The sequence below is a fragment of the Qipengyuania sphaerica genome, assembly GCF_019711595.1.
Lineage (GTDB): Bacteria > Pseudomonadota > Alphaproteobacteria > Sphingomonadales > Sphingomonadaceae > Qipengyuania > Qipengyuania sphaerica.
The window spans coordinates 986,636-1,012,128 of sequence record NZ_JAIGNR010000001.1 but is presented as its reverse complement, the minus strand read 5'-3'; the positions used below and the strand labels follow the sequence as shown (position 1 = coordinate 1,012,128).

Sequence of the window (25,493 nt, the reverse complement as noted above, 5' to 3'; positions counted from 1 at the left end):
GGGCAGCGCAATGTCAACGACCTTCCAGCTCGATACGAGCACCAGCAGAGCCAATCCGACTCCCCAGCCGATGAAGCGGCTGACTGTGCCCAAAATCCGCGCTCACAAAGCCGACGGCGAGACCAAGGAACCGCTGGTGATGCTGACGGCCTATACCGCGCGGCAGGCGCAGTTGCTCGACGCGCATTGCGATATCCTGCTGGTCGGGGATTCGCTGGGGCAGGTGATTTATGGCCTTCCCTCCACTATCCCAGTCACGCTCGACATGATGGCAAACCATGCTGCTGCGGTGGTGCGCGGGAGCTATCACTCGGTGGTCGTGGTCGATATGCCCTTCGGTTCCTACGAGGGGTCGAAGGAACAGGCCTTCGAAAGCGCCTCGCGCCTGCTCAAGGAAAGCGGCGCAGCGGCAGTGAAGCTGGAAGGCGGCGAGCAAATGGCCGAGACGGTCGCTTTCCTCAACCAGCGAGGCATTCCGGTAATGGGACATGTCGGGCTGACCCCGCAGGCGGTCAATGTGCTCGGGGGCTACATGGCGCGGGGTCGTGATGATGCAGAGGCCGAAAAAATCGTCGGCGACGCCAAGGCATTGGACGAAGCAGGCGCATTCGCCATCGTGCTCGAAGGGGTGCTCGAACCCATTGCAATCGAGGCAACGAAGGCGGTTTCCTGCCCCACCATCGGTATCGGCGCTTCGGCACAATGCGACGGGCAGGTGCTGGTTACCGAGGACATGCTCGGCATGTTCGAACGCGTGCCGCGCTTCGTGAAGAAATACGAAAATATCGCCGAGGTCATCGAAAAGACCGTGGCGCAATACGCCGAGGAAGTGCGCGCGCGCAGCTTCCCCACAGCAGACCAGACCTACCAGCCCAAGAAGGGCTGAGCGAAAGCCGCATAGATGGAAACGCTCCGTAAATATTACACCTTTTCGCTCGTCTTCACCGCAGTCTGCTTCGGCCTTGCCGCCTGGTATGGCTGGGCCAGCACCGGCTCGATAACCGCCACGCTCGGCATCTTGTGGATCGTGATCGTCCTGTCGATCCTCGAAGTCTCGCTCAGTTTCGACAATGCCGTGGTCAATGCCACCGTACTGCGCGACATGGACCCGGTCTGGCAGCAGCGTTTCCTGACCATCGGGATCCTGATCGCTGTCTTCGGCATGCGGATCCTGTTTCCCATAGCCATCGTGTCGATCGCTGCGCAGGTAGGGCCGTTCGAGGCGGTATCGCTGTCGCTCAACAATCCCGAGGAATACGAACGCATCGTGTCGGGCGCGCATATCGGTATTGCCGGTTTCGGCGGCGCCTTCCTCGCCATGGTGGGCCTCACCTTCTTCTTCGAGGAAGATAAGGAAGTGCACTGGATCGCGGTGCTCGAACGCACGATCAACAAGTTTTCGAACGTCCCTGCCGTCGAGATCGGGCTGGTGCTCGGCCTCGTCTATTTCGTGTCGACCCTGCTTTCGCCCGAAGATGCGATTACCTTCCTCACAGCTGCGATCCTCGGCTTGGTGACTTTCATCGCAGTCCACGCGATCGCGGCCATCATCGAAGCGCGAGAGGCGCGCAAGAAGGCGGCCGGAGAGATCGTGAAATCCGGCCTCGGCGGGTTTCTCTACCTCGAAGTGCTCGACGCCAGCTTCAGTTTCGACGGCGTGATCGGTGCCTTTGCCCTGTCGAACAACATGGTGATCATCGCAATCGGCCTTTCGGTCGGGGCGATGTTCGTACGTTCGATGACCATCCACCTCGTACGGACCGGAACGCTGGCGCAGTATCGCTATCTAGAACACGGTGCATTCTGGGCCATTATCGTGCTGGGCATCATCATGCTGCTTTCGGCACGCTGGCACATTCCCGAAACGATCACCGGCCTGATTGGTGCAGTACTGATCGGCCTCAGTTTCTGGTGGTCGGTGCGGCACAACCGTCGTCATCCCGAAGATGCGGTGACGACAGCCGGCTAGCCAATGGCGCGGCCAGCACCAGCTGAAAGAAGTGGTAGAGCAGCAGCGGCAGGACGATGAAACCTGCTTGCTCGGGCGGAAAGAGGATGGTGGCGAGCGGGACGCCGACGGCCGCACTCTTTTGTGATCCGGCGAAGAGGAAGGCGATGCGGTCGCGGTCCGGCAAGCGAAGCGCCTTGCCGGTGACCCAGGCCCCGGCGTTGGAAATGAGCAGGAAAAGCATGACCCCGACAACCAGCATAGCCCATCCGATCAGATCGAGCTTGCCGCCAAGCCGCTGCTCGACCGCACCGGAAAAGGCGACATAGACAGCAAGAGCGATCACCAGCCGGTCGACCCACATGACGCGCGATTTGTGCCGCTCGACCCAACCTCCGGTCCAGCCCTGCACCAACTGCCCGAGGACGAAGGGAAGCAGCAGGATGAGCGCAATCCGCTCGATGGTTTCCATGCCCACCGTGCCTTCGCCCGTCCCGCCGAGGAGGAGGAAAATCGGTACCGAAACGAAGACGCCGAGTATGTTGAGAAGCGCTGCCGAAATGACCGACAGCCCAACATTGCCGTTGGCGAGCGTGGTGTAGGACGTTGCCGACTGGACGGTGGATGGGAGCACGCCGAGGTACAGAAAGCCCGTGGCGACGAGCGCCGGGAGGCCGAACGCCACCAGCCTGCACAGCCCCAGCCCCGCTAGCGCCATCGCGCCGAACACCCACAGCGTCAGCGGCAGGATAAAGCGCCAGTTTAGCAGCCCTCGCCCGATTTCGCCGCGTGATACACGCATCCCGTTGAGCAGGAAGAGGATGAAGATACCGACATTGGCGACACTTTGCGCGTCGCCCGCTCTGGAAGACGGAACGGGCAGGAAATTGGCGACCACCACAGCCGCCACCAGCAGGCGCAGCATCGGGTCGGCGAGGATCGTGCGGAGCGCCATTCCCTGCACCCCTAGCGTGGCTTAGCCGGGCTGCAAATCGTATTGCTTGAGCAGGTCGTAAAGCGTCGGCCTGCTGATGCCGAGCAGCTTGGCGGTCATCGAGATATTGCCCTGGCTGCGCGCCATAGCCTGCCGGATCATGCGCCGGTCGGCTGCCTCGCGCGCCTGTTTCAAGTTCAGCGCCATCTCCTCTTCCTCGACCCCTTCGCCAAGGTCGAGATCGTCTGCCCCCACCAGCTTGCCATCGGCCATGATGACCGCGCGCTTTACCCGGTTTTCGAGCTCGCGGACATTTCCCGGCCAGCTCCACGCGTCGATCGCCGCCAGCGCATCGGGCGCGAAGCCCTTGACCCGCGGGTTCATCTCGCGCGCGAACTGGGCGAGGAAATGCTTGGCCAGCAACACGCTGTCGCCAGGACGTTCGGAAAGCGTGGGGATCTTCACCACCACTTCGGCGAGACGATAGAAGAGGTCTTCGCGGAAGGTCCCCTCGCCGATCATGGCCTCGAGGTCCTGGTGGGTGGCGCACACGATGCGCGTGTCGACCGAAATCGGCTTGCGGCCGCCGATGCGCTCGATCACCCGCTCCTGCAGGAAGCGCAGCAGCTTGACCTGCAAGGGCAGCGGGATGTCGCCCACCTCGTCGAGGAACAGCGTACCCCCGTCGGCCAGTTCGATCTTGCCCTCGGTGGTCTTCACCGCGCCGGTGAATGCGCCCTTTTCGTGTCCGAACAGCTCGCTTTCGAGCAGGTTTTCGGGGATCGCGGCGCAGTTGATCGCGATGAAGGCGCCGTGGGCGCGATCGCTCGCCTCGTGCAGGCCCTTGGCGAGGAGTTCCTTGCCCGTCCCGCTTGCCCCCAGCAGCATGACCGAGACATTGGTCGGCGCGACACGCTCGATGGTGCGGGCGACCTTGGCCATTTCGGGCGCGGCAGTGATCATCGTGCCGAGCACCGTCTGGTCCTCGCCGACCTTGTCCGCGAGACGGCGGTTCTCGCCCTCGATCGCGCTGAGCTGGAATGCGCGTTCGACGATCAGTCCCAGTTGCTCGATATCGACCGGCTTCTGGTAGAAGTCGTAAGCCCCGCGCTCGATAGCCTTCAAGGCACTCTCGCGCGCGCCGTGGCCCGATGCAACGATCACCTTGGTGTCGGGCTTCATCTGCATGATCGCATCGAGCACGGCAAAGCCCTCGCTCGTCCCGTCGGGATCGGGCGGCAGGCCGAGATCGAGCGTCACCACGGCAGGCTCGTCCGCGCGCATGGCGGCAAGCGCCTGGTCGCGATTGCCCGCAATCACGATGTCGTAATCCTCATAGGCCCATTTGAGCTGCGCCTGCAGGCCCTCGTCGTCCTCGATGATCAGCAGCTTGGGTTTGCTCGAAGCCATCAGGCATGCTCCTTGTGTGCCGCACGGCGGGCTGATTTGAGGATATCGTCGGCCGACTTGAGCGGCAGGGTAATGGTGAAGCGCGTGCCGAGGCCTTCGCGCGATTCCACGTCGAGCCGGCCGCCCATGCCGCGGATCATTTCGCGCGCTTCGTAAGCGCCGATGCCGAAGCCGCCCTGCTTGGACGAAACGAAAGGTTTGAACAGGCCTGTGCGCAGGAAATTCGCGCTCATGCCGGTGCCGCTGTCGACCACCTGCACCACGCCCGAAAGTCCGTCGCTATAGGTCTCGAGCATCACCGCGCTGTCCTTGTCGCCCGCATCGACCGCATTCTGGATGATGTGCGAAAGCGCCTGCTCGAAAGCATCGCCCTGTCCCTGCACCTGCATCGGTTCGCTGCTGATCAGCACGACCTTGCTGGTGCGCGCAAAGCGTTCGACCGTGGCGCGGACGCGGGCCGAAAGCTCGAAAGGCTGCGACTCTTCCTGATTGCCGGTGCCATAACGCCCGAGGCGAGCGAGCATGGTGTTGAGCTTGTCGGCAGAGTTGCGCAGCGTGACCAGCATGTCCTTGCGGAATTCGGGCTTGTCGACGTGCTTCTCGGCATTCTTGAGCAACAGCGACATCTGGCTGGAGAGGTTCTTGATGTCGTGCATCACGAAGGCCATCCGGCGGTTGAATTCCTCGAAGCGTGCCGCTTCCGACAACGCTTCCTGTCCCGCCTGCTCGGCAAGATAGCTCGCCAGCTGCTGGCCGACGATACCGAGAAGGTCGAAATCCTCCCAGTCTAGCTTGCGCTTCACCTGCGGACGGGCAAGCACGATGACGCCGATCAGCCGGTCGAAATGGAGCAGCGGTACTGCCGCCCATGCGCGCGGCTCTTCCATAAGCCAGTCGGGAACGAGGTCGATCTCCCCGTGGTGTTCGATACCGGCGCGCGCCTCGTCGAAATCGAGGATCAGCCCTTCGCGTTCGAATATCGCGGCGAGACGCCCCGGCACGGGATCGCTCGGCACGACCAGCTGCGGCCAGCGCCAGTGTCCGCCGAATTCGAGGTGCCCCTCATTGTCCGCCAGAAGCAGGATGCCGCGCGGACTGTCGGTAATGTCGGCCAGCGCCTTGATGGCGCGTTCCTGCAGGCTCGCCTCTTCGACCGTGCCGCGTCCGATCGTGTGGGTGAAGCGGATCCACTCGTTGCGATAGTCGTAACGGTGCTTGAAGAGATGCTTGATCGCGGTCACCCGCAGCCAGCCGCGCAGCTTGTCCGACGGCAGCCAGATCAGTGCCAGCGCGCCAGCGGCAATCACCAGCCCGACCTGCGTCAACCGCGCCCCGCTGCCCGAAAGGACATCGAGCCAGTTCGCAAGGCCCAGCATCACGATGAGATAGCCGCCGATGACCAGCAGCGAGAGCATCTGGAAAGTGACTGCACGCGAGGGGCTGAATGTCAGCCCGGCCGCGCTCTTGTTGAACCCCAGCGCGAAGGGAACAGCGATAATCGCACCGGCAAGTCCGCGCAGCGCGACCAGCTCGTTCGCATAGTCACCTGCGAGGTATGCGATAGTGTAGAAGTTGAGCGAGAATGCCCATAGCCCCGCAAGCGCAGCCGCGTTCCAGCGCAGGATGCGGCGCGAGGATTGCGAGGCACCGACATAGAGGTTGTGCAGCAGGACCAGCGCACCGATCGAGACCATGACCCGGAAAATGGCCGAGGTCTCCACGACCAGTTCGGCCAGGTCGGGCGACAAGGCGAACCGCTGCCCGATAACGAGCAATACGAGCTGGAGACATTCGACGAAGGCCAGCGAGGCGGCCGCAGGGCGTACGATACGCAGGCTCTCGTCGCGACCGTCATTGGCAAAGAGGCGGAAAAGGACGAAAATCCACGCAAGGTTGCTGGCCACTTCGGTCATGCCCACGATGGGCTGGCCATAATCGAAGCTTGCGGCGGCAAAACACCAGTTTGCGGAAAGCGCGAGCGCAACGATACCGGCCCAGCGATCCGAGCGGTTTTCGTCACCGCTACGCAGGATCCAGACGGCCGCGCAGGCGCTGACGATCGCGCCGATCGTGTAAAAGATATAGGATAGCGAGCCGGCCCACTCCATCAGCCGCGGTCCCGCCCATGACGGCTAGCCAGCCGAACCAGTAAAAGTGCCCCGATCATCCCTGCCAACTCGTGTGGTTGCCTGAAGCTGCGGGATTACGCGCGAAATGGTGAATTGTCGGTAAATTTTACACCATATAAACCAAGAAGGCGACGCCATCCCGAGGGAAAGCGTCGCCATTCCTGACAGTTGCGAATGGAGGCTCCGGTTTATTCCGAAACCGATTCCTCGACCGCTTCGCCTGCATTCTGCGCGGCATCGCCAACCTGTCCGGCAGCTTCGCCGACCTGGTTTGCGGCATCGGCAACGGCATTGTCCTTGGCGACTTCCGCCCCGCTCATCTGCGAAAAGATCACGAATGCGCCGATCGCGAGGACGAGGAGGATGAGGATCAGGCCCCAGGAGGTGCCGCCGCTACGCTGGGTACCGGTGTCGGAGACAACAGTATGTGTGGTGTGCGTATTGCCCGCGCTATCGGTCGTTTCGGTGATACGTTCTTCGGTCATGGGATAATTCCTTACGCTGAACCCTTGAATGTGGCGAAAACGCGGCACGATGGCGGGCGGTTCCGCAGAAAGAGGGTTAACGACGGCGAATTATCGCGTTCCGAACTCGAAAGGCGAGGTTCCGCGGCGCATCCGATCGAAGTGCAACTTGCGCCCCCGCGGGGGAAGGGACCGCTGTGCGCAGCCCTCGCGGTAGCAGCGCGAACAGCCAGGTCCGATGGGTTGTGCGTCGTTCGGCCTCAGGGATAGTCCGCGTGCCTGTGCCAGCTCGGTGGCAAGCACCGCCTCGATACCCACCGCCACGACGAAACGAGCCTCTCCCGGCGCTCCGCTGCCCTCGACGCTGCGCATCATGGTGAGCCAGCCGCCCTGTCCCTCGCCTGCATCGTCGAGGCTGACATATTGGGTGACGAGGTCCCCGCCACGCTCGAATGCGCGGTGTGCGTCCCAGAGCGGGCACGATACGTCCTCACCGGCGAAGCGCGCCGTGCTCGCACCCATGAAACTTTTTGAGAATTGCCCCGCCCGGTCGAGCCGGACCATGAAGAAGGGAAGGCCGCGCTGGCCGACACGCTGGAGCGTGGTCAACCGGTGCGCAAGCTGTTCGAAACTGACCGCGAACCGCCGTTCCAGCACAGGCAAATCGTATCCGGTCGCCTCGCAGGCACGCAGGAACCGGCTGTAGGGCATCAGGAGCGCGGCAGCGAAATAGCCGTCGAGATGGCGTTTGAACAAGGCGCGCGCGGCTTCGTCATCGAAGCGGGCGCCCTGTGCGATGGCCATGATCTCGTCCGCCTTTTCCAGCTGCGCGATTTTCAGCGCGAGCTGGAAATTGCGCGAGGCAGGCCCAAGCATTTCGGAGAGCTGCACCTGCCGTGCATGGAGGTCGAGACGGCTCAGGCTGTCGGGCAGGACTTCGCGTGGCAGCGAGCGGACCGAAAGCTGGTGTCGCTCGCGAAGGCGTTCGGTCAGGGCAAGACCGATATCGCCGCGCGATAGGCGCATCTCGTCGGCCAGTTCCTCGGCCGCCGTATCGAGGTCGGCAAAGTGGTTGCGCCAACGCTCGATCTCGCGGCGCGAGGCCTCGAGCGGGTCATCGGCGACTGCTGCACCGGGCCCGGCGTTGTCGTAGAGCCTTGCAAATGCCGCGGCAGCCTGCGGGGCAGTGGCGAGGAATTCGTCCAGTTCCTCGCGGTCGATGGACAGGTCAGCAAAGCGCTCGTCGGCAAAGCGACGGGCAAGTCCGTCGAGCCCGCCGATCGCTTCGTCCTCGCGGATGCTGCGCGGGTCAAAGTCGAACTGTTCGACCAGCCCCATCACAACCCGGGCGCTAACGGGACGCTGGTTGCGCTCGATCAGGTTGAGGTAGCTGGGAGAGATCGACAGCCGCGAAGCCATCGCCGCCTGCGTGAGGTTCTCGCGCTTCCTGAGGCGCCTGATGGCCGGCCCTGCGCGGATGGCATCGTCCGACATTTGTAAATTCCTTTACAGGTTTACACGTTGGTTACGCCAAAAGGGCGTGATCAGACAAGATATTTTGTAAATTTCCCTGCCCGAATCGGCTTCCGGAGCGCATTACTCATCGCAAGGCACACGCCACACCGGACAGGAGAATACGCCATGACCTACCAGAGCCACATCGCGCAGATGAACGAGACCATCGCCCAGAACGGCGACAGCTGGGCTGCCATCGATGCTGCCAGCGCTGCCCGCATGGCGGTCCAGAACCGCTTCCCCACCGGCCTCGACATTGCGCGCTACACCGCGAAGATCATGCGCGAGGACATGGAAGCCTATGACGCCGATCCGGCGAACTACACCCAGTCGCTCGGCTGCTGGCACGGGTTCATCGCGCAGCAGAAGATGATCTCGATCAAGAAGCATTTCGGCAGCACCAAGCGCCGTTACCTTTACCTCTCGGGCTGGATGGTCGCCGCGCTGCGCAGCGAGTTTGGCCCCCTTCCCGACCAGTCGATGCACGAAAAGACGAGCGTCCCGGCGCTGATCGAGGAACTCTACACCTTCCTCAAGCAGGCCGACGCCCGCGAACTCGGCGGCATGTTCCGCGAGCTCGACGAGGCCAAGGCCAAGGGCGATGCCGTCAACACGCACCGCCTGCTCAAGGAAATCGACGAGCACCAGACGCATGTCGTGCCGATCATCGCCGATATCGATGCAGGTTTCGGCAATGCCGAGGCGACCTACCTGCTCGCCAAGAAGATGATCGAAGCCGGCGCCTGTGCGCTCCAGATCGAGAACCAGGTGTCTGACGAAAAGCAGTGCGGCCACCAGGACGGCAAGGTTACCGTTCCGCACGAGGACTTCCTCCAGAAGATCCGCGCGATCCGCTATGCCTTCCTCGAACTGGGCGTTCCCGACGGCATCATCGTTGCGCGCACCGACAGCCTCGGCGCCGGGCTGACCAAGCAGATCGCCTTCTCGAAGGAGCCGGGCGACCTCGGCGACCAGTACAACGCCTTCCTCGATTGCGACGAGGTGGACCCTGCCGACATCAAGAACGGCCAGGTCTTCATCAGCCGCGACGGCAAGCTGCTGGCGCCCAAGCGCCTGCCGAGCAATCTCTACCAGTTCCGCGCCGGAACGGGCGAGGACCGCTGTGTGCTCGATTGCATCACCGCGCTCCAGAACGGCGCCGACCTGCTCTGGATCGAGACCGAGAAGCCGCACATCGGCCAGATCGGCGGCATGGTGAACCGCATCCGCGAGGTGATCCCCAATGCCAAGCTGGTCTACAACAACTCGCCCAGCTTCAACTGGACGCTCAACTTCCGCCAGCAGGTATTCGACGCCTGGGAAGCGGACGGCAAGGACGTGTCGGCCTACGACCGCGCCAAGCTGATGAGCATTGACTATGACGGCACCGATCTGGCGGCAGAGGCCGACGAGCGTATCCGCACCTTCCAGAAGGACGCGGCGCGCGAGGCGGGCATCTTCCACCACCTGATCACACTGCCGACCTATCACACGGCTGCGCTCAGCACCGACAACCTCGCCCGCGAATACTTCGGGGATGCCGGGATGCTCGGCTACGTCAAGAACGTCCAGCGCGAGGAAATTCGCCAGGGTATCGCTTGTGTGAAGCACCAGAACATGGCCGGCAGCGACATCGGCGATGACCACAAGGAATACTTCGCCGGCGAAGCGGCTCTCAAGGCCGGCGGCAAGGACAACACCATGAACCAGTTCGCAGCCGCGTAAGGAGAGGAAGGATGACTACGATGACCGAAGACACTCCGAAGACCGAGCCGGGCCGCGCACGCGCCCTGTTCTCGACCGCCGATTTCCGCCTGCTGCGCACTGCGCTGACCAGCTATGCGCGCCAGACCGAGGACCGCGAGGAGCTGGCGAAGATCAACGCGCTTCACCACCGCCTCGGCACCTACGTGCCCTCGGACGGCTAATACCCTTTTCACAGTTCTCCTGGGGAGGAGAAACGGCTGCCGGAGTGCCCCAACACTCCGGCAGCCGTCAATTTATTCGCCGCCAAAGAAACCTAGGGCGCAGGCATTAGGTCGAGCGCTGCGCTGGCGAGCGCTTCGGCGCCGGTCCTGACAACCGCCTCTGCATCGGGGGCCCAGAACGGCGAGTGCAACGAGGGAAGCGGCTTGCCCTCCTCCTTCATCGCCTTGAGCATCGCGTCGGGCGTACCGCTGATCCAGAAGATCATCGATTTCACCCCTTCCGGATCCGCGCGGCGGAACTGGCTGAAATCTTCCCCTCCCATCACCGCGGGCCATTGCATCACCCGATCCTCGCCGAACCGCGCGCGAAAGGCGCTGGCGCGCTCTTCGCTGAAACCCGGATCGTTGAAGGTCGAGGGCGTGTACGGGTCCTCCACCGTCACCACGGGGTAGAGCTCTTCGGGAAGGCCCGCTGTGATCGCCTCGCCCCGCGCCACGCGGCGGATGCCGTCGAGCAGGAGCTGGCGGCTCTCGTCCGAATAGCTGCGCACTGTCAGCTGCAGCTTCGCTTCATCCGAGATGATGTTGTGCTTCGCGCCCGCATGGAAGCTGCCCACCGTTATGACGGCCGGATCGAGCGGCGAGCTATTGCGGCTCACCACCGTCTGCAGCTTCATCACGATCGCACTCGCCAGCACGATCGGATCGCGCGTGGTGTGCGGATAGGCACCGTGCCCGCCGACACCCTTCACATGGATATCGACGCTGTCGACGTTCGCCAGCGCATAGCCGGGCGTATAGCCGATGGTCCCTGCCGGCGCAGGCGCGGCGGCGTCATGGAAGGCAAGCACGTACTCTGGCTTGGGAAAGCGGGTGTAGAGGCCGTCCTCGATCATGGCGAGCGCGCCCAGCCCCAGTTCCTCGGCGGGCTGCAGGATCATCACCAGCGTTCCGCTCCATTCATCCTTGCGTTCGGCCAGCAGCTGGGCCGCGCCGATGAAGCCGGTCATGTGCGTGTCGTGTCCGCAGGCGTGCATGACGCCCGTGGTCACGCCGCTGGCAGGCGTGGCGGTGACCTTGCTGGCGTAAGGCAATCCGGTCTGCTCGATTACCGGCAGGCCGTCCATGTCCGCACGCAGCATGACCACCGGCCCATCGCCGTTTTTCATCACAGAGACCACGCCGGTCTGGCCGACGCCCTCGGTCACTTCGAAGCCGAGCGCGCGCATCCGCTTGGCCAGCTTGGCGGCGGTCTGATGCTCTTCGAAGCTGAGTTCGGGATTGGCGTGGAGATCGCGGTAGAGCTCCATCAGTTCCGGCATGTCCTCTTCGAGGCTGGCACGCAGGTCCTGCGCGTTGGCAGGAGCGGCAAAGGCAAGCGCAGCACAGGCCGCCACGAGTGTTGGACGCAGGTTGGAATTCAGCACGGCAATCCCCTCAGCTTGGAACATGTGGAACACGGTCCTGGGGAGAAGATCTCCCCATCCGCGAAACTGGTCATATGTCAGCGCGAGACTGGCAGAGCCCGCACCAATAGGAAAGCGTTAGAGACCGCAACTAAAGTCCATAGGTCAGCACCAGACCGACCGACAGCGCCGTCACCATGATCAGCACGAGCGGCACACCGGTCTTCACATAGTCTCCGAACTGGTAGCTGCCCTCGGCCATGATCAGCATGTTTGTCTGATAGGCGATGGGTGTCGCATAAGAGAGATTGCAGCCGAACAGCACGGCCAGCACCAGCGGTTCGGGCGGCAGGCCCAGCTGCGCGGCGACTGCAAAGGCGATGGGGGTGCCCACGGTTGCAGCAGTCGCGTTGGAGGCAAAGTTCGTGAGGATGGTCACGAAGACCATGATCGCGGCCAGGACAAGCGCGGGCGAGAGGAACTGAAGGCCATAGGATAGCAATTCGCCAAGCCATGCCGCTGCCCCGCTCTCGTCGATGATGCGGCCGATGGCGATACTGGCGGCAACCAGCACGATGACCTGTGCGGACAGGGCCCTGCCCACGCGGTCGAATTTCACGCAGCCGGTAACGAACATCAGGATCGCCCCACCAAGTGCGGCAATGGCGATCGGAAGGATACCGATCGAGGCAAGCAGGACCGAAACGCCCATTATCGTGGCGGCCAGCGCAGCCTTGGAGCGACGCGGTAATTCGCGCCGGCCTTCGAGCTGCAGCAGGCTGTCGGCCGTGGCGAAGGTTTCAAGATCGTGCTGGATACCCATCACCAGCAGCACATCGCCCTCACGCATACGGATATCGCCGACGTCGCTATACTGGTCTTTCTGGCCGATCACCGTGTCGGGGCGATGGATGCCGACAACCGCCACCCCATAGAGGTCGGCTATGCCAGAAGTCGGAAGAGTGCGATTGATCAGGCGGCTGTCGGCGGTGACCGTCATTTCGACTACTTCGATGTCTTCACCCGTTTCGTTATGCGCGCGCTTGATGCGTTCGAGAACCCAACCGGGCGCCGCCTCCCCGCGCATGACCGCGATGGCCTCCTCGATTGCCTCATGCGTGCCTGAAACCTTGATCCGCTGTCCCGGGCGAAACAGGCCTGGCTTCACGTCGTGGAATTCGATCCCCGACGGCAGGCGCGAGGCGATCTGCGCCAGTTCGCGCCCGTTCATCAGGCTGTTCTCGGTTACGCGCAGGCGGGTAAAAAAGCGGCGCTGGTTCTGTGGGAGGACGACACGGTTGTCACGCAGCATCCTGGGCATGACCAGCCAGATATAAGGCAACGCCACCACCGCAGCCATGAGTACGATGGGGGTGAAATGGAACACGCTCATCATCGGCATGCCGAGATCCACCGCGATCGATACGACGAGAATGTTGGTCGAAGTGCCGATGGTAGTGGCCAATCCGCCGATCAGCGAAGCGGCATTGAGCGGCATGAGGGTCTTCGATGCAGGCAGCGCGCCGCGGGCGGCAAGCGTGACGAAGATCGGGATGAGCAGGACCAGCACCGGCGTGTTGTTGACGAACATCGACAGTGCGAAGGCGATGAAGAGCGAAAACAACAACCCCAGCTGGAGGTTGAACTTGAACACCCGCTCCAGCAACCGTGCGGCCGGCTCCAGCGCCCCGGTGACGATCAGGCCGCGCCCGAGGATCATCAGTGCGCAGATCGTGATCAGTGCGTAATGGCCGAAGCCGCCGAAGGCGATGGCAAGGCCATCGGTCGGCGACTGACCCTCGAGCGGAAAGAAATAGAGACCCACCGCGATCACCGCGATCGTCAGCAGCGAAATGATCTCGATAGTCATGCGTCCGCGCGCAAAGGCGACGAACATCGCGATGGTCACGACCATGGCGGCAATAGCGTGGTAGGACGGCATCCCGATCATTCAGGTGCGCGATTCCCAAACCTCAGAGACTTATGCAAGGATATTAGCAAAAGCTAATTTTCGATGTCGGTTGCTCGGCTGCGCAGACAAAGGATCGCAACGGCCAGCAGGGCCGTGGCCAGCGTCCCTGCAATTCCGGCAGGCATCATCCAGGCAAGACCGCTAGGCATGGCGATGATGGAGAGGATTGTCCCTGCCAAACCGGCGAGGATTGCCAGCGCTCCCACGAGTTTCTTTCCTCCGCGATCGGTCACGAGAACCATTCCGAACCCGATCGCCGCCATGGCGAACAACGCCTTGCCTGCAAAATAGAGAAAGAAAGCCCCCTTGAGGATCGTATCGAACAAGGACGGCACCTGCTCCTGCGCAGCCGCAGCCGGAGCGAACATCGACAAGCCCATGCCGACCTGGATAATGTTGAACAGCGCACCCACGCAGATTGCCGACCACGCGAGAGGCGCGATTGGCGACCGCGCCGAAAGCGTCAGCGCCGCGACCGCAATTAGCGTGAAAGCGGCCATTTCGACCATCCAGGTGATCGGGCGCAGGACGGTTTCGGGCCCGGCCGGAGAAACGACGGTCATGTAGAAGACCTGCGTGCCCACCAGCAGCAACAGTGCTGCGGCGATGACCGTCATCGATGATCGGATGGAAAACTGCATGGGGAACCTCGCGCCGGATGTGATCGTGCTGCGCCCATCATCCGCACGGTTAGCACGAAAGGTTACAATCAGCCGAGCGGCGCCATGACCCAGGTCAGGGCGACCAGTTCCCCATCTTCGTCACCTTCCTGCCACATCAGCTCGGCGACCTCGTCGAGCAGTGCGTTCATCCGCGCGAGCCGCTTGGCATCCATCCGGTTGACAAGGCGGAAGAAGCCGAGGTTGCGCGCATCCCCGCTCGCACGCACTTCGGCCTGACGCTGCCCTTGCGAAAAGTCGCGCTGGGCGCGGCGGCCGAGCGCGGTGACGATCTTCTGCATCGTCTCGGCATTGGCCGGATCCTCGAGTGCGCGACGCAGGCGCATCCGGCGCGAAGGCGTGTTGTAGAGCGCTTCCGCCTTGCCGTTATGCGTCCTGCTACCCGTATCCGCGACAAGTCCGACTTCGACGAGCTGTTCGAGGTGATGATAGATGGCGGACGGCTTCATGCCGATTGCCGGGGCCAGCTCGCGCACGGCCATGGGCCCGTGTGCGGCAAGATGGTCGACGATATCCATGCGGGTTGCAGACGCGAGGCAGGCAAGCTGGTCTTCGCGCAGGATCCACTCGTCCTGCTCCCTCGCGTTGGCGGTCGGCTTCTGCGGCAATTCCTCGTCCCCTGTTCAAGAACCCTTGCCAAAGCGAATAGGCCGCAGGGCTGGCGCGAGGCAACATGTCATTCGTCGAGGGAGGTCGCACCCCGCCCGATTTCAATTCATTTTTTTATGCTAGTTTGAATAGGAGCGCTCCCGTTTCAAGGGAACCTCGGGGAATATCGATGGGATTGGTCCGCTTCTTACTCGCTCTTGCCGTGCTGCTTGCACACATGCCCACCTCCACGGTGAAGTTCATCCATGGCGGGTTGGCTGTGCAGGCCTTCTTCGTGGTCTCGGGCTTCTACATGGCGCTGGTGCTCGACCGGAAATACTCGGACACGAAGCTGTTCTATTCGAACCGCCTGCTGCGCCTTGCTCCGGCCTATTTCGCGATGATGCTGATCGCCGGTGTGGCGCTGTTCGGTTTCGGCCTGACAGTCACCTCCTCACCCGGCATTTTCGAGGCGGTGTTCACCAATCCCCTGTCGGCGGCCGTGATGCTGTTCGAGAACATATTCGTGATCGGCCAGCACTGGACCTACTGGTTCATGATCGATGAGGCGGGTGGGCTGAATTTCGATCCCTACGGCGGCATGCCGACCGAAACGAGCGCGGTCGCCTTCCAGGCGCTGCTCGTGCCGCAAAGCTGGAGCCTGTCGCTCGAGCTGATGTTCTACGCCATCGCGCCGTGGCTGGCGAAGCGACACTTGCGCACGCTGCTGGCGATCGCGGGGGCGAGCATCGGCCTGCGGTTTCTCGGTCATCTCCTGCCGGTGGAATTCCCGCTGTGGCAGGGGCGGCTGTTCGTCACCGTCCTGTTCATGTTTCTCTTCGGCATGCTCGCCTACCGCGCGATGCCGCTGGTGGAGAAGCTCCCGCGTGCCGCCCACTTCGCGGTGCTGGCGGCGCTTATCGCGCTGATCGTCGGAATGCCGCAGCTCGGTTGGTCGGGCGACGTGCAATCCTGGCTGATCTATTTCGGCGTTGCCGTGGGCACGCCCTTCGCATTCTGCGCGACGCGGCAGTGGAAAACGGATCGCTGGATCGGCGAACTGAGCTATCCGATCTATCTCACCCACCTGCTGGTGATGGCACCGGTGCTGATCTACGAATGGCCCTACCCGACCTGGACCACCATCGTCATCACGCTGGCCCTCTCGGCCGCGATCCTGCAGTTCATCGAACGCCCCGTCGACCGCTGGCGCCAGCGCCGCGCGAGGGGCCTCGTGCCCGCAAACGATGCGGGTTCGATCGAGGAAATGGCGCCGGCGACGCCCTGACGATGGGTGGTGGTACCTCTGGCCGGACTCGAACCGGCACTTCCGAAGAAACTCGATTTTGAGTCGAGCGCGTCTACCAATTCCGCCACAGAGGCACGTGTTGGAGCGCGGGCACTAGCCGCGCCGGGTCAGCCTTTCAAGGCGTTTGCGAGCAGCTTGTGAAGCCGCGAGTGCAGCTGGTCGTTCGCGGCCAGCACCTGCTTCGAGTGGATCGCTTCGGAACGCCCGCGGAAATCGGATACGAAACCGCCCGCTTCGCGCACGATCAGGCAGCCCGCTGCAGTGTCCCACTCGTTGAGACCGCTTTCCCAGAACCCGTCGTAGCGGCCAGCTGCCAGCCAGGCGAGGTCGAGCGAGGCGGCACCGAAGCGGCGGATGCCAGCCACCTGCGGACCGATGGCATTGAAGATCTTGGACCATTCGGCAAAATCGCCATGGCCGTGAAACGGGATACCCGTGGCGATCAGTGCCTCGGACGGATTGCGGCGCGAGGAGACGCGCAGGCGCCCGTCGTGCAGCCATGCCCCGCGGCTCTTTTCTGCCCAAAACGTCTCGTCGGTGATCGGGTTATAGATGACCGCAGCGGTCACATCGCCCCATTCGTCGCTGCCGAGCTTCCTTTCCTGCACCGCGATACTGATCGCGAAATGCGGAATGCCGTGCAGGAAATTGCTGGTGCCGTCGAGCGGGTCGACGATCCAGCGCGGCATGCCTTCCGCGCCCTCGATCGTGCCCGCCTCTTCCATCTCGAAACCCCAGTCGGGGCGCGCAGCGAGCAGTTCGTCGTAGATCGTGCGTTCGGCGCGAAGGTCCGCCTTCGACACGAAGTCGGCAGGGCCCTTGCGGCTCGCCTGGAGGTGTTCGATCTCGCCGAAGTCGCGGCGCAGGCGGCCACCCGCCTTGCGTGCGGCTTTCTCCATCACGCGGATCAGTCCGGAAAGTACGGCCATTGTCTTCTCTTACTCGGTGAGGACGCGGATCGACCGGGCGGCGAGGTGGATGTCGCCCCACTCGCATTCCATGTCGAACTTCGTGCCCTCGATATTGAATTTCTCGATCGCGAAGCGGCGCTGCATCTTGTCGCTGGCGGCCTCGCGGCGGTCGAGCTGCAGCGTGCTGATGCCGGCGAACTTGAGCATGCCGGGATGCCAGCAGCAGTCTTCACCTTCGAGCGGGGTCTCGTAATCGTCGTGACCGGGCTCGAGGCAGAAATCCATCTCCAGCGTCAACTCGTCATCGTTGATGATGACCGCGCGCAGCGTGCTCTTGGCGATGTCGACATTGTCGAAACGGCTGGCGATGGATTTGCCCATGGATGCGACCTCTTAGTTAGCCTTGCCGACGTAAGTCTGTTCGTAAACGTCGACCACGATCCGCGTGCCGCTTTCGATATGCGGCGGGACCATGATGCGCACACCATTATCGAGCACGGCGGGCTTGTAGCTGGACGAGGCGGTCTGCCCCTTCACCACGGCATCGGCCTCGACGATTTCGGCTTCGATCTGTGCGGGCAGTTCGACCGAAATCGGCTTTTCTTCCCACAGTTCGAGCTTCACCTGCATCCCGTCCTGAAGGAAGGGACGCGCATCGCCGAGCAGGTCGGACGGAAGCGTGATCTGCTCGTAGGTGTTCTGGTCCATGAAGACGAGCATGTCGCCGTCTTCGTAGAGGAACTGGTATTCCTGCGTCTCGAGGCGCACCTTTTCGACCGTGTCGGCGCTGCGGAAGCGGACGTTGGTCTTGCGACCATCCTGCAGGTTCTTCATTTCGACCTGCATGTAGGCGCCGCCCTTGCCCGGCTGGGTGTGCTGGATCTTCGCGACCTTCCAGATGCCGCCTTCGTATTCGATGATGTTGCCCGGACGGATGTCCACGCCGCTGATCTTCATGGGAGTTTGCCTCGATGTGAAAGAGCGCTGCCGTGATGCGGGCAGCAATGTGGAGCGCGCCTTACAGGGTGGAAGGCCCGGCGGCAAGGTGGTGGAAATTTTGCGGCATTTTCCCTATATGGGAGAACTGGAGGGCATGAGATGAAACCGCTTGCTATCGCCATAGTGGCGTCCGCCGCGACGCTCGCTGCAACCCCCGCCGATGCGCAGGGACGGCTCGGCCTGCTGCCGCAGGGCGAATATGTATGCGCCCTGCCCGGTGCAGCCAATGGCGCTGCGTGGAACGAGCTCGAAGGGCGCGGTTTCCAGATTACCGGCGCTTCTAGCTACAAGGCAGGAAACGGCGCGGGCACCTACCTTCTCGAAGGCAAGCGCGTGACCTTCACCCGAGGACCGATGAAGGGCACCCAGATGATGCGCGTGTCTTCCGGCATGCTGCAGGAGGTCGACAGAGCGGGCAAGCTTGGCCGCATGCGCTGTCATCGCTCTGGTCCTGTGACCGACTAAAACCTACCGCCCGCGCCTAAGCAGCGGGTAAGGATTGACCGGATTTGCCGGCTCCCACCATTCCGAATCGGGTGTTGTCTGCAGGATCGCGAAATGAAGATGCGGCGCGTCGGGCGAGGCGTTGCCGGTCGAACCGACCGCGCCCAGCCGCTGCCCGCGACGGACCTTCTGTCCTTCCTTCAATCCGTCTGCATATTTGTCGAGATGGGCATAATAGTGGATCGTGCGCCCATCGTTCGAACGGATATACATCGTCAGCCCGCCAGCGTCCGAGGTGAACAGCTTTTCGATTACGCCCGGTGCAGCCGCCACCACGCTGGTCCCGGTCGGCGCCATGATGTCGATCGCCTCGTGCAGGCGCTCACCGCCTCCGCGCGCGTCGCTATAGGTATCGGACAGCTCGCTGGGGCGGACGTTCAGCACTGGAATGACGAGTTCGCCCGCCTTGCTCATATCGATCGGGCGCGCGAACTCGGTATCGAGCGCTTCGGCCTTACGCGCTTCCTGCGATACGGGCGTCGGGGAACCGGCTTGTGCCGGATCCGTGCTTGTTGGCGACGGGCTGGGCGCAGCCTCAGCTGGCCGCGTACTGTCACGCTGTCCCTCGCCGGATGCATTCTCGATCAGTGATCCCCCCGCCACGATCCAGATCGCACTGGTGATCGTGGCGGTGATGATGACGGTGAGCAGTCGGTCGACGAAGTTCATAGCCCTCCCCTAGCCCCTTACGCCTCGAAAATCACCTGCGTGGACTGGCTGACCATTCCGGCAAGCCGCGCGGCGTCCCAATTCGTCAGGCGAACACAGCCGCTCGATTGTGCGCGGCCGATGGTTTCCGGGTCGGGCGTGCCGTGGATGCCGTAATGTTCCTTGCTCAGATCGATCCACACTATGCCGACGGGGGAATTGGGTCCTGGCGGAAGGGTATATTCCTTCCCTTCTTCCTTGCCGCCCGACAGGACAGAAGGATCATAGTTGTATGGCGGATTGTATGCTTCGCCCACAATGTCCCATTCGCCCAGCGGCAGGGGGAATTCGCTCGAACCGGAGCTGACTGTGAACAGGGCGACGAGCTTGTCGCCCTGGTAGGCCTTCAGCGTCTTGCCCGCCTTGCTCACGACAATGCGATCGACTTCGGGCTGGTCGGAGCCCACGCCCAGGCTGGCGAGAGTGCGCTGCCAGTCGCGATTGTCGATCTTGCCCTTCTCGATCCGGTCGCCCCCTATATTGGGCACGCGGATTTGCTGACCGGCGGTGAAATAACTTTCGATCCTGGCCTTGCCTTCGTCGGTATGAGGCGGGGTTTTTTCCGTTTTGACCTCGGTGGTCGACTGCGAAGACGACGTTGCCGTGGAATCTTCGCCCTTGGCATTCATCCCCGCCGGACGCCCATTGGGATTGAGCGCCTTCAATACGTCGACGGTGGTGTGGAAACGTTCTGCCAGGCGCTCGTCGAGCGATTTGTAGCCGAGACTTTCAAGCTTTGCCATGCCCTCAGGATCCTCGGGAATGTCGACATATTCCGCGCTGGACCAGCTGGCCGGGATGGTGACGACGCGCGTGGCCGGGATCGAATCCCAGTCGCTAAGCGCAGTCTTGGTCGCCTCGTCCAGCTCGCCGGTCACATCGAGGTCGTTGGCTTCCTGGAAGCCCCTGAGCGCGTTCTCGGTGCTCATTCCCATCTTGCCGTCGATCACACCGGGGCCGAAGCCCACGCGGTCGAGTACGACCTGAGCCTGCATGATCGGACGCTCCTCGCTGTCGGGGATGGCATCGTCCTCGCGCGCCACGCTGTCGCCCATGCCATAGGCATCGTCGTTCGAGGCCATGGAATCGGCGAGGTTGTCCTCGTCATAAGTCTCGTAGCCGTAGTCTTCGGCAGGCGCCGTCTGGGCGGTGGTGGTATCGGTGTCTTCTTCCGCACCGTTCATGCCGCAGGCGGCAAGGGCGAGCGAGGAAACGGCGACAAACAACAGGTTACGCATGAGGACCTCTCCTGGATTTCGGGGAGGCGACCCGCCCCGTACAGGAGAGATAACTCACGCCTTCGCGATTTGCTCCGCAAAGGATTTTACCGCCGCAACCTCGTCGCCAGACCAAACCGCGCCCGAGACGGCGAGGAAATCCGCACCGGCCTTCACCAAGGGGCCGCAATTGGCAGGCGTAATCCCCCCGATGGCAACCGAGGGGATCTCGACCATCTCGTGCCACCATTCGAGGAGGTCAGTCTCGGCGCGGTGTTCGGTTTCCTTGGTCTCGCTGGGGAAGAAGGCTCCGAAAGCGACATAGTCCGCTCCCGCCTCGCCCGCCTCGATCGCGAGGTGGCGCGAGGCATGGCAGGTCACCCCGATCTGCGCATCGCGGCCCAGCTCCTCGCGCGCCTCGCCGACATCGCCATCGCCCTGGCCAAGGTGCACACCATCGGCCTTCAATCGCTTGGCGAGCGCAATGGAATCGTTGACGATGAAAGCCACTTCATGCGCGGCGCAGATTTCCTGCAGCGGCTCGGCCAGTGCCGCCGCCTCGTGCTGGTCCAGCCCCTTCACGCGGAACTGGAAGGCGGTGACAATGCCCTTGCCCGCCTCGAGCGCCCTTTCCAGACGCTGCGGGAAGTCGCCTGACACATCGAGCGGGGAGATCAGGTATAGCTGGGTGGGAACGTCGTTCATGCAAACGCTCAATAGTGGACGCAACGCTTTAGGCAATGCACCTGTCCCGCTTGCCGCCCGAAGCCGCGTTTACCGCATGCTAATCGCGATTTACTAGTCGACGCGGAATGATCGAGCCGTACACCATGTTCGACCCGCGATGGGTTATCGAGAATTGGGACCTCCCAAAAAGCTTTCTCTATAACATCCCGGAGTGGCGCGGATCAGGCGATGTCGTGCTGCACCGCATCGACCTCGAGGGCCAGATCACTTCGCTAGAAACAGTCAGCTCGGAAACCTTTGTCGGTTTGCTCAACGAGGCCTGCGACAAGCTTGGCGAGAGACTCAACCTCTATTTCTATTCGCAGCCTCTCGACGGGAAGCTGCTGCGCACATTTCCGCGGGTCCAGAACCTGCAGGTATCCTCCTTCGATTTCGAACATCCCGAAGTGGTGGGCGAGCTCGACCACCTGGAGGTCTTCTGCCATGACGTCGCCTTTTGCGACGATCCGAAGCGCCTGGAGAAGATTGGTGTCGAACGACTCAAGCGGCTGACGCTTGTCGAAACGCCTGATCGAAAGCTCGACCTGTCGCCTCTCGCTGATGCCGGGAAGCTCGAAACGCTGCGGCTGATGGGCCAGTATCGCAATGTCGAGGCCATCGGGGCACTGGATCGCTTGCGCGAGCTGGTGCTTTACCCGGCGAAGAAGCTGGACCTCGGATTCATCGAGGACATGCGTGGGCTCGAAGTGCTCAAATTCGCCGTCGGTGCAATGGACAGTCTCGAAAGCCTCAAGGCGCACGCGAATCTGCGCGACCTGTCCTTCGAGTGGGTGCGCTTCCTGTCGGAGCTCGGCGATCTGCAGCGCTTCCCCGCCCTCGAACGATTGCGACTGTCGGACCAGTCGCGGATCGACGAACTCGTGACCGGACGCGGGAATACAGCGCTGCGTCACATATGGCTTGGCGGCCTTGCCAAACTGCACAATTTCCGCGGCCTCGGCGAGCTACCGGCGCTGGAGAGCTTCTTCGCGCACAGCACGGGTCTCACGCTCGAGCAGATCGATCTGCCCGCCTCGCTCGCCTATCTCCAGATCATACCGAAGCGGATGAGGGAACGTCCGGCGGCCGAGGCTGCGATACGCGAACTCGGCCTGCGCTTCGAAGAGCACCCGGACGCCAATTTCTTCTACAAGTAGGTCTTTCGATCAGGCCACGCTGGCGGCGTGGATCTGGTCGATCGCGCCCGACAGCGTGCCGTCGAACTCGTCGTCGCTCTGCTGCTTGCGCAGGTCCTGCAGAAGGCCGCGGCTGAAGCTGGCGATCATGCCGGGGTTCTGCGCGAGCTTCTCGCATGCTTCGTCGGTCGAATAACCGCCTGACAGCGCCACCACGCGCAGCACCTTGGGATGCTTGACCAGCCCGGCGAACAGGCCCGCTTCGGCAGGGATCGAGAGTTTGAGCATGACCTGCTGCCCCTCTGGAAGCGCATCGAGACCTTCCTCGATCGCTTCGAGCATGATCTTCTCGCCCTCGGCACGATCTGCGGCAGTGATGTCGTATTCGGGCTCGAGCATCGGCATGAGGCCGCAGGCGAGGATTCGCGCGCCGTCGGCGAACTGCTGACGCACTGCTTCCTTTATACCGACCGGGTTGGCTGACTTGATCACGCTGCGCATCTTCGTGCCGAAAACGCCCAGTTCCTTTGCCCGAGCACACATGGCTTCGAGGTTCGGATTGGGCTTCATCAGCTGCGCACCGTCGCGCTCGTCCTCGAGGCCCTTGTCGACCTTGAGGAAGGGCACGATGCCGCGGTCCTTGAGGCGGGCGGGCACGGTCACGCCGCCGCTTTCGCCTTCCATGGTCTTTTCGAACAGGATCGCGCCGATCACCTTGCCATTACCGAAGCAGGGCGCTTCGATGATGCGCTGGCGCATTTCGTGGATCATGCCGAACATCTGGTCGTCGCCATCCCATTCATGGTCTTCCACGCCATACCCGCGCAGCGCCTTGGGGGTGGAGCCACCCGACTGGTCGAGTGCTGCAATAAAGCCCTGTCCGTGAGCGATCCGCTCGCGCATTTCTTCGAAGGTCATGAGTCCGTCCCGTATCCGTGAAAACGTATGCGCGGCCCAATAGCCGCCTCGTTTCGCAGTCGCAACTGCGTGCCGGTAACTATTCACGGGGCGAGACGTATTGGTCACAGACAAGCGGAGAGATGCATGCTGGACGAAACGCAAGAAAAGCTTTGCGATGAGAACGACACCGATTTTTCGGACCTGAAAGCGCTGACGGTCAATTGCACGCTCAAGCGCAGTCCGGAGGGCTCGCATACCGACAAGCTGCTAGGGGTGGTCGAGACGATCCTCGTTCGGAACAAGGTCGGGCTCGAGCAGGTGCGGCTGGTTGACCACGAGATTGCGCCGGGCGTCTATCCGGACATGACCGAGCATGGGGCGGATACCGACGACTGGCCCGAAATCTGGGAAAAGGTGGAGGCAGCCGACATCCTCGTGGTTGGCACGCCGATCTGGCTGGGCGAGAAATCCTCCGTCTGCCAGCGACTTATCGAGCGGTTGTACGGGCACTCGGGCCAGACGAACGATCAGGGCCAGTATGTCTTCTACGGCAAGGTCGGCGGCTGCATCGTCACGGGCAACGAGGACGGCATCAAGCACGTCGGCATGGGGCTCCTCTATTCGCTGCAGCACGTCGGCTACACCATCCCGCCGCAGGCCGATGCGGGCTGGATCGGCGAGGCCGGCCCCGGCCCCAGCTATGGCGATACGAAGGAAGACGGGAGCGGCTATGTCGGCTTCGACAACGACTTCACTCGCCGCAATGCCACCTTCATGACCTGGAACCTGATGCACATGGCGCGCATGCTCAAGGATGCAGGCGGCATTCCCGCGTGGGGCAATTCGGTCGATCTATGGGAGGAAGGCCGCCGCTTCGATGCGCCCAACCCCGAATATCGCTAGGCCGTCAGCGCAGCCACGCCCGGAAGCGCCTTGCCTTCCATCCATTCGAGGAAGGCGCCGCCTGCGGTCGAAACGAAGGTGAAATCGTCCTTCGCGCCTGCGTGGGCCAGCGCGGCAACGGTATCGCCCCCGCCTGCAACCGAGGTCAGCGAACCGCCTTCGGTCAGTGCCGCTGCCGTCTTGGCGAGCGCCACGGTTGCGGCATCGAAGGGTTCGGTTTCGAATGCGCCCATGGGGCCGTTCCACACCAGCGTGCGGCACGTCTTGAGCACATCGCCCAGCGCCTCGACCGCCTGCGGACCGACGTCGAGGATCATCTCGTCCTCAGCGACTTCGTGGACGTTACAGACCCGCATGCTCGACGGGTTGGCGGCGAATTCCTTGGCCACCACCACGTCATAGGGGAGGTGTACGGTGCAACCTGCATGGTCGGCCTGATCGATGATGCGGTTGGCGGTGTCGGTGAGGTCGTGCTCGCACAGCGACTTGCCGACATCCACTCCGCGCGCGGCGAGGAAGGTGTTGGCCATCCCGCCGCCGATAATGAGGTGCTGTACCTTGCCGACGAGGTTTTCGAGCACGTCGAGCTTGGTCGAGACCTTGGCCCCGCCGACCACGGCCGCAACGGGCTGTTCGGGATTGCCGAGCGCTGCGTCGAGCGCCTTCAGTTCGGCCTCCATCGCGCGGCCCGCATAGGCCGGGAGGTGGTGCGCCAGTCCCTCGGTGCTCGCGTGCGCGCGGTGGGCAGCGGAGAAGGCATCGTTGACGTAGAAATTGCCGTGGGCGGCAATGCCCTTCGCGAATTCGGGATCGTTCGCCTCTTCGCCCGGCCAGAAGCGGACGTTGTCGAGCAGGCCGATGTCACCATCCGACAATATGCCGATGCTCTGTTCGACCACCGGGCCCATGACCTCGGGGATGAACATGATTTCCTTGTCCAGCACCTTTTCCACATCACCCTGCACGAAGCTGGTACTCATGGTCGAATGGCGCTGGCCCTTGGGACGGCCGAAATGGGCGAGCAGCAGGACCTTGGCGCCCTTGTCCGCGAGTTCGAGGATGGTGGGTTTCACCGCCTCGACCCGCGTGACGTCGGTGGCCGATCCGTCCTTCATCGGAAGGTTCAGATCGACGCGCACAAGCGCGACCTTGCCGGTCACATCGCCAAGGTCGTCCAGGGTCTTGAAGCTGCTCATTTCGGTGGCT

General features: G+C 62.7%; 25 protein-coding genes and 1 tRNA gene. 8 read left to right on the top strand and 18 right to left on the bottom strand.

Annotated elements, in window-relative coordinates; translation table 11 throughout:
- Nucleotides 1-10: 10 nt before the first annotated feature.
- Nucleotides 11-886 carry a 3-methyl-2-oxobutanoate hydroxymethyltransferase gene (gene panB, locus K3178_RS05005; protein ID WP_221570254.1) on the top strand — a complete coding sequence of 292 codons (876 nt, stop codon included), beginning with the start codon at nucleotides 11-13 and terminating at the stop codon, nucleotides 884-886.
- Nucleotides 887-901: 15 nt separating this feature from the next.
- On the top strand, nucleotides 902-1,969 hold the full coding sequence (locus K3178_RS05000) for a DUF475 domain-containing protein (RefSeq protein ID WP_221570253.1): 1,068 nt from the start codon (nucleotides 902-904) through the stop codon (nucleotides 1,967-1,969).
- On the opposite strand, the gene K3178_RS04995 is transcribed toward K3178_RS05000, so the two are convergent.
- The 5 genes from K3178_RS04995 to K3178_RS04975 form a co-directional block, all read right to left on the bottom strand.
- Nucleotides 1,902-2,903 (bottom strand): bile acid:sodium symporter family protein, encoded by a 1,002-nt coding sequence (locus K3178_RS04995; RefSeq protein ID WP_221570252.1) that lies wholly within the window; start codon nucleotides 2,901-2,903, stop codon nucleotides 1,902-1,904. The genes K3178_RS05000 and K3178_RS04995 overlap by 68 nt on opposite strands.
- A gap of 21 nt (nucleotides 2,904-2,924) precedes the next feature.
- The gene (prsR, locus tag K3178_RS04990) at nucleotides 2,925-4,292 is read right to left on the bottom strand and encodes a PEP-CTERM-box response regulator transcription factor (RefSeq protein ID WP_221570251.1); all 1,368 of its coding nucleotides are present in this window, start codon (nucleotides 4,290-4,292) and stop codon (nucleotides 2,925-2,927) included.
- Nucleotides 4,292-6,400, bottom strand: coding sequence for an XrtA/PEP-CTERM system histidine kinase PrsK (prsK, locus tag K3178_RS04985; RefSeq protein WP_221570250.1), 2,109 nt, complete (start codon nucleotides 6,398-6,400; stop codon nucleotides 4,292-4,294). The genes prsR and prsK overlap by 1 nt, the downstream gene beginning before the upstream one ends.
- A 209-nt stretch (nucleotides 6,401-6,609) precedes the next feature.
- Nucleotides 6,610-6,906 (bottom strand): hypothetical protein, encoded by a 297-nt coding sequence (locus tag K3178_RS04980; RefSeq protein WP_221570249.1) that lies wholly within the window; start codon nucleotides 6,904-6,906, stop codon nucleotides 6,610-6,612.
- A gap of 90 nt (nucleotides 6,907-6,996) precedes the next feature.
- Entirely contained in the window at nucleotides 6,997-8,379 is a 1,383-nt protein-coding gene (locus K3178_RS04975; protein ID WP_221570248.1) for a helix-turn-helix domain-containing protein, read from the bottom strand.
- Between the two features lie 147 nt (nucleotides 8,380-8,526).
- Between K3178_RS04975 and K3178_RS04970 the strand changes: the two genes are divergently transcribed.
- Together K3178_RS04970 and K3178_RS04965 are read left to right on the top strand one after the other, a co-directional pair.
- Entirely contained in the window at nucleotides 8,527-10,125 is a 1,599-nt protein-coding gene (locus K3178_RS04970) for an isocitrate lyase (protein WP_221570247.1), read from the top strand.
- 20 nt (nucleotides 10,126-10,145) lie between these two features.
- The gene (locus tag K3178_RS04965) at nucleotides 10,146-10,328 is read left to right on the top strand and encodes a hypothetical protein (RefSeq protein ID WP_006832439.1); all 183 of its coding nucleotides are present in this window, start codon (nucleotides 10,146-10,148) and stop codon (nucleotides 10,326-10,328) included.
- A gap of 92 nt (nucleotides 10,329-10,420) precedes the next feature.
- Here K3178_RS04965 and K3178_RS04960 read toward each other — a convergent pair whose 3' ends face one another.
- The 4 genes from K3178_RS04960 to K3178_RS04945 form a co-directional block, all read right to left on the bottom strand.
- A complete protein-coding gene (locus K3178_RS04960; RefSeq protein WP_221570246.1) occupies nucleotides 10,421-11,779 on the bottom strand; it encodes an amidohydrolase in 1,359 nt (452 codons plus the stop codon).
- A 106-nt stretch (nucleotides 11,780-11,885) separates the two neighbouring features.
- A complete protein-coding gene (locus K3178_RS04955; protein ID WP_221570245.1) occupies nucleotides 11,886-13,685 on the bottom strand; it encodes an SLC13 family permease in 1,800 nt (599 codons plus the stop codon).
- A 53-nt stretch (nucleotides 13,686-13,738) separates the two neighbouring features.
- Complete coding sequence (locus K3178_RS04950) at nucleotides 13,739-14,347, bottom strand: hypothetical protein (protein WP_221570244.1); 609 nt, start codon at nucleotides 14,345-14,347, stop codon at nucleotides 13,739-13,741.
- Between the two features lie 68 nt (nucleotides 14,348-14,415).
- Nucleotides 14,416-14,994, bottom strand: a complete 579-nt coding sequence (locus tag K3178_RS04945) for a winged helix-turn-helix domain-containing protein (RefSeq protein WP_221570243.1) — start codon at nucleotides 14,992-14,994, stop codon at nucleotides 14,416-14,418.
- A 170-nt stretch (nucleotides 14,995-15,164) separates the two neighbouring features.
- Here K3178_RS04945 and K3178_RS04940 point away from each other — a divergent pair, with 170 nt between their 5' ends.
- Nucleotides 15,165-16,262 (top strand): acyltransferase family protein, encoded by a 1,098-nt coding sequence (locus tag K3178_RS04940; RefSeq protein ID WP_221570242.1) that lies wholly within the window; start codon nucleotides 15,165-15,167, stop codon nucleotides 16,260-16,262.
- A 10-nt stretch (nucleotides 16,263-16,272) separates the two neighbouring features.
- On the opposite strand, the gene K3178_RS04935 is transcribed toward K3178_RS04940, so the two are convergent.
- The 4 genes from K3178_RS04935 to efp form a co-directional block, all read right to left on the bottom strand.
- Nucleotides 16,273-16,357: transfer RNA gene (locus tag K3178_RS04935), tRNA-Leu, on the bottom strand.
- Between the two features lie 33 nt (nucleotides 16,358-16,390).
- Nucleotides 16,391-17,212, bottom strand: a complete 822-nt coding sequence (locus tag K3178_RS04930) for an inositol monophosphatase family protein (protein ID WP_221570241.1) — start codon at nucleotides 17,210-17,212, stop codon at nucleotides 16,391-16,393.
- Nucleotides 17,213-17,221: 9 nt separating this feature from the next.
- Nucleotides 17,222-17,575, bottom strand: a complete 354-nt coding sequence (locus K3178_RS04925; protein WP_221570240.1) for a hypothetical protein — start codon at nucleotides 17,573-17,575, stop codon at nucleotides 17,222-17,224.
- 12 nt (nucleotides 17,576-17,587) lie between these two features.
- The gene (efp, locus tag K3178_RS04920; protein ID WP_221570239.1) at nucleotides 17,588-18,151 is read right to left on the bottom strand and encodes an elongation factor P; all 564 of its coding nucleotides are present in this window, start codon (nucleotides 18,149-18,151) and stop codon (nucleotides 17,588-17,590) included.
- Between the two features lie 141 nt (nucleotides 18,152-18,292).
- On the opposite strand from efp, the gene K3178_RS04915 reads away from it, so the two are divergent.
- Nucleotides 18,293-18,658, top strand: coding sequence for a hypothetical protein (locus K3178_RS04915; RefSeq protein ID WP_247713515.1), 366 nt, complete (start codon nucleotides 18,293-18,295; stop codon nucleotides 18,656-18,658).
- 3 nt (nucleotides 18,659-18,661) lie between these two features.
- On the opposite strand, the gene K3178_RS04910 is transcribed toward K3178_RS04915, so the two are convergent.
- From K3178_RS04910 to thiE, 3 genes are read right to left on the bottom strand one after another with little or no spacing between them, the layout of a single operon-like run.
- Complete coding sequence (locus K3178_RS04910) at nucleotides 18,662-19,366, bottom strand: M23 family metallopeptidase (protein WP_221570238.1); 705 nt, start codon at nucleotides 19,364-19,366, stop codon at nucleotides 18,662-18,664.
- A 17-nt stretch (nucleotides 19,367-19,383) separates the two neighbouring features.
- Nucleotides 19,384-20,643 carry a L,D-transpeptidase family protein gene (locus K3178_RS04905; RefSeq protein WP_247713514.1) on the bottom strand — a complete coding sequence of 420 codons (1,260 nt, stop codon included), beginning with the start codon at nucleotides 20,641-20,643 and terminating at the stop codon, nucleotides 19,384-19,386.
- 54 nt (nucleotides 20,644-20,697) lie between these two features.
- Nucleotides 20,698-21,327 carry a thiamine phosphate synthase gene (gene thiE / locus K3178_RS04900; protein WP_221570237.1) on the bottom strand — a complete coding sequence of 210 codons (630 nt, stop codon included), beginning with the start codon at nucleotides 21,325-21,327 and terminating at the stop codon, nucleotides 20,698-20,700.
- A gap of 107 nt (nucleotides 21,328-21,434) precedes the next feature.
- On the opposite strand from thiE, the gene K3178_RS04895 reads away from it, so the two are divergent.
- Complete coding sequence (locus K3178_RS04895) at nucleotides 21,435-22,505, top strand: leucine-rich repeat domain-containing protein (protein ID WP_221570236.1); 1,071 nt, start codon at nucleotides 21,435-21,437, stop codon at nucleotides 22,503-22,505.
- 9 nt (nucleotides 22,506-22,514) lie between these two features.
- On the opposite strand, the gene K3178_RS04890 is transcribed toward K3178_RS04895, so the two are convergent.
- A complete protein-coding gene (locus K3178_RS04890; protein WP_221570235.1) occupies nucleotides 22,515-23,402 on the bottom strand; it encodes a fructose bisphosphate aldolase in 888 nt (295 codons plus the stop codon).
- Nucleotides 23,403-23,528: 126 nt separating this feature from the next.
- Here K3178_RS04890 and K3178_RS04885 point away from each other — a divergent pair, with 126 nt between their 5' ends.
- Nucleotides 23,529-24,287 carry a flavodoxin family protein gene (locus tag K3178_RS04885; RefSeq protein WP_247713513.1) on the top strand — a complete coding sequence of 253 codons (759 nt, stop codon included), beginning with the start codon at nucleotides 23,529-23,531 and terminating at the stop codon, nucleotides 24,285-24,287.
- On the opposite strand, the gene K3178_RS04880 is transcribed toward K3178_RS04885, so the two are convergent.
- Nucleotides 24,284-25,483, bottom strand: a complete 1,200-nt coding sequence (locus tag K3178_RS04880) for a phosphoglycerate kinase (protein ID WP_221570234.1) — start codon at nucleotides 25,481-25,483, stop codon at nucleotides 24,284-24,286. The genes K3178_RS04885 and K3178_RS04880 overlap by 4 nt on opposite strands.
- Between the last annotated feature and the right edge of the window lie 10 nt (nucleotides 25,484-25,493).

What these genes read in the sequence shown, in the direction of transcription:
- K3178_RS04975 (WP_221570248.1), bottom strand. Translation starts at nt 8,379, where the DNA reads ATGTCGGACGATGCCATCCGCGCAGGGCCGGCCATCAGGCGCCTCAGG.
- K3178_RS04930 (WP_221570241.1), bottom strand. Translation starts at nt 17,212, where the DNA reads ATGGCCGTACTTTCCGGACTGATCCGCGTGATGGAGAAAGCCGCACGC.
- prsR (WP_221570251.1), bottom strand. Translation starts at nt 4,292, where the DNA reads ATGGCTTCGAGCAAACCCAAGCTGCTGATCATCGAGGACGACGAGGGC.
- panB (WP_221570254.1), top strand. Translation starts at nt 11, where the DNA reads ATGTCAACGACCTTCCAGCTCGATACGAGCACCAGCAGAGCCAATCCG.
- K3178_RS04980 (WP_221570249.1), bottom strand. Translation starts at nt 6,906, where the DNA reads ATGACCGAAGAACGTATCACCGAAACGACCGATAGCGCGGGCAATACG.
- K3178_RS04880 (WP_221570234.1), bottom strand. Translation starts at nt 25,483, where the DNA reads ATGAGCAGCTTCAAGACCCTGGACGACCTTGGCGATGTGACCGGCAAG.
- K3178_RS04995 (WP_221570252.1), bottom strand. Translation starts at nt 2,903, where the DNA reads ATGGCGCTCCGCACGATCCTCGCCGACCCGATGCTGCGCCTGCTGGTG.
- K3178_RS04885 (WP_247713513.1), top strand. Translation starts at nt 23,529, where the DNA reads ATGCTGGACGAAACGCAAGAAAAGCTTTGCGATGAGAACGACACCGAT.
- efp (WP_221570239.1), bottom strand. Translation starts at nt 18,151, where the DNA reads ATGAAGATCAGCGGCGTGGACATCCGTCCGGGCAACATCATCGAATAC.
- K3178_RS04925 (WP_221570240.1), bottom strand. Translation starts at nt 17,575, where the DNA reads ATGGGCAAATCCATCGCCAGCCGTTTCGACAATGTCGACATCGCCAAG.
- K3178_RS05000 (WP_221570253.1), top strand. Translation starts at nt 902, where the DNA reads ATGGAAACGCTCCGTAAATATTACACCTTTTCGCTCGTCTTCACCGCA.
- K3178_RS04940 (WP_221570242.1), top strand. Translation starts at nt 15,165, where the DNA reads ATGGGATTGGTCCGCTTCTTACTCGCTCTTGCCGTGCTGCTTGCACAC.
- K3178_RS04915 (WP_247713515.1), top strand. Translation starts at nt 18,293, where the DNA reads ATGAAACCGCTTGCTATCGCCATAGTGGCGTCCGCCGCGACGCTCGCT.
- thiE (WP_221570237.1), bottom strand. Translation starts at nt 21,327, where the DNA reads ATGAACGACGTTCCCACCCAGCTATACCTGATCTCCCCGCTCGATGTG.
- prsK (WP_221570250.1), bottom strand. Translation starts at nt 6,400, where the DNA reads ATGGAGTGGGCCGGCTCGCTATCCTATATCTTTTACACGATCGGCGCG.
- K3178_RS04950 (WP_221570244.1), bottom strand. Translation starts at nt 14,347, where the DNA reads ATGCAGTTTTCCATCCGATCATCGATGACGGTCATCGCCGCAGCACTG.
- K3178_RS04960 (WP_221570246.1), bottom strand. Translation starts at nt 11,779, where the DNA reads ATGTTCCAAGCTGAGGGGATTGCCGTGCTGAATTCCAACCTGCGTCCA.
- K3178_RS04895 (WP_221570236.1), top strand. Translation starts at nt 21,435, where the DNA reads ATGATCGAGCCGTACACCATGTTCGACCCGCGATGGGTTATCGAGAAT.
- K3178_RS04955 (WP_221570245.1), bottom strand. Translation starts at nt 13,685, where the DNA reads ATGATCGGGATGCCGTCCTACCACGCTATTGCCGCCATGGTCGTGACC.
- K3178_RS04970 (WP_221570247.1), top strand. Translation starts at nt 8,527, where the DNA reads ATGACCTACCAGAGCCACATCGCGCAGATGAACGAGACCATCGCCCAG.
- K3178_RS04890 (WP_221570235.1), bottom strand. Translation starts at nt 23,402, where the DNA reads ATGACCTTCGAAGAAATGCGCGAGCGGATCGCTCACGGACAGGGCTTT.
- K3178_RS04905 (WP_247713514.1), bottom strand. Translation starts at nt 20,643, where the DNA reads ATGCGTAACCTGTTGTTTGTCGCCGTTTCCTCGCTCGCCCTTGCCGCC.
- K3178_RS04965 (WP_006832439.1), top strand. Translation starts at nt 10,146, where the DNA reads ATGACCGAAGACACTCCGAAGACCGAGCCGGGCCGCGCACGCGCCCTG.
- K3178_RS04910 (WP_221570238.1), bottom strand. Translation starts at nt 19,366, where the DNA reads ATGAACTTCGTCGACCGACTGCTCACCGTCATCATCACCGCCACGATC.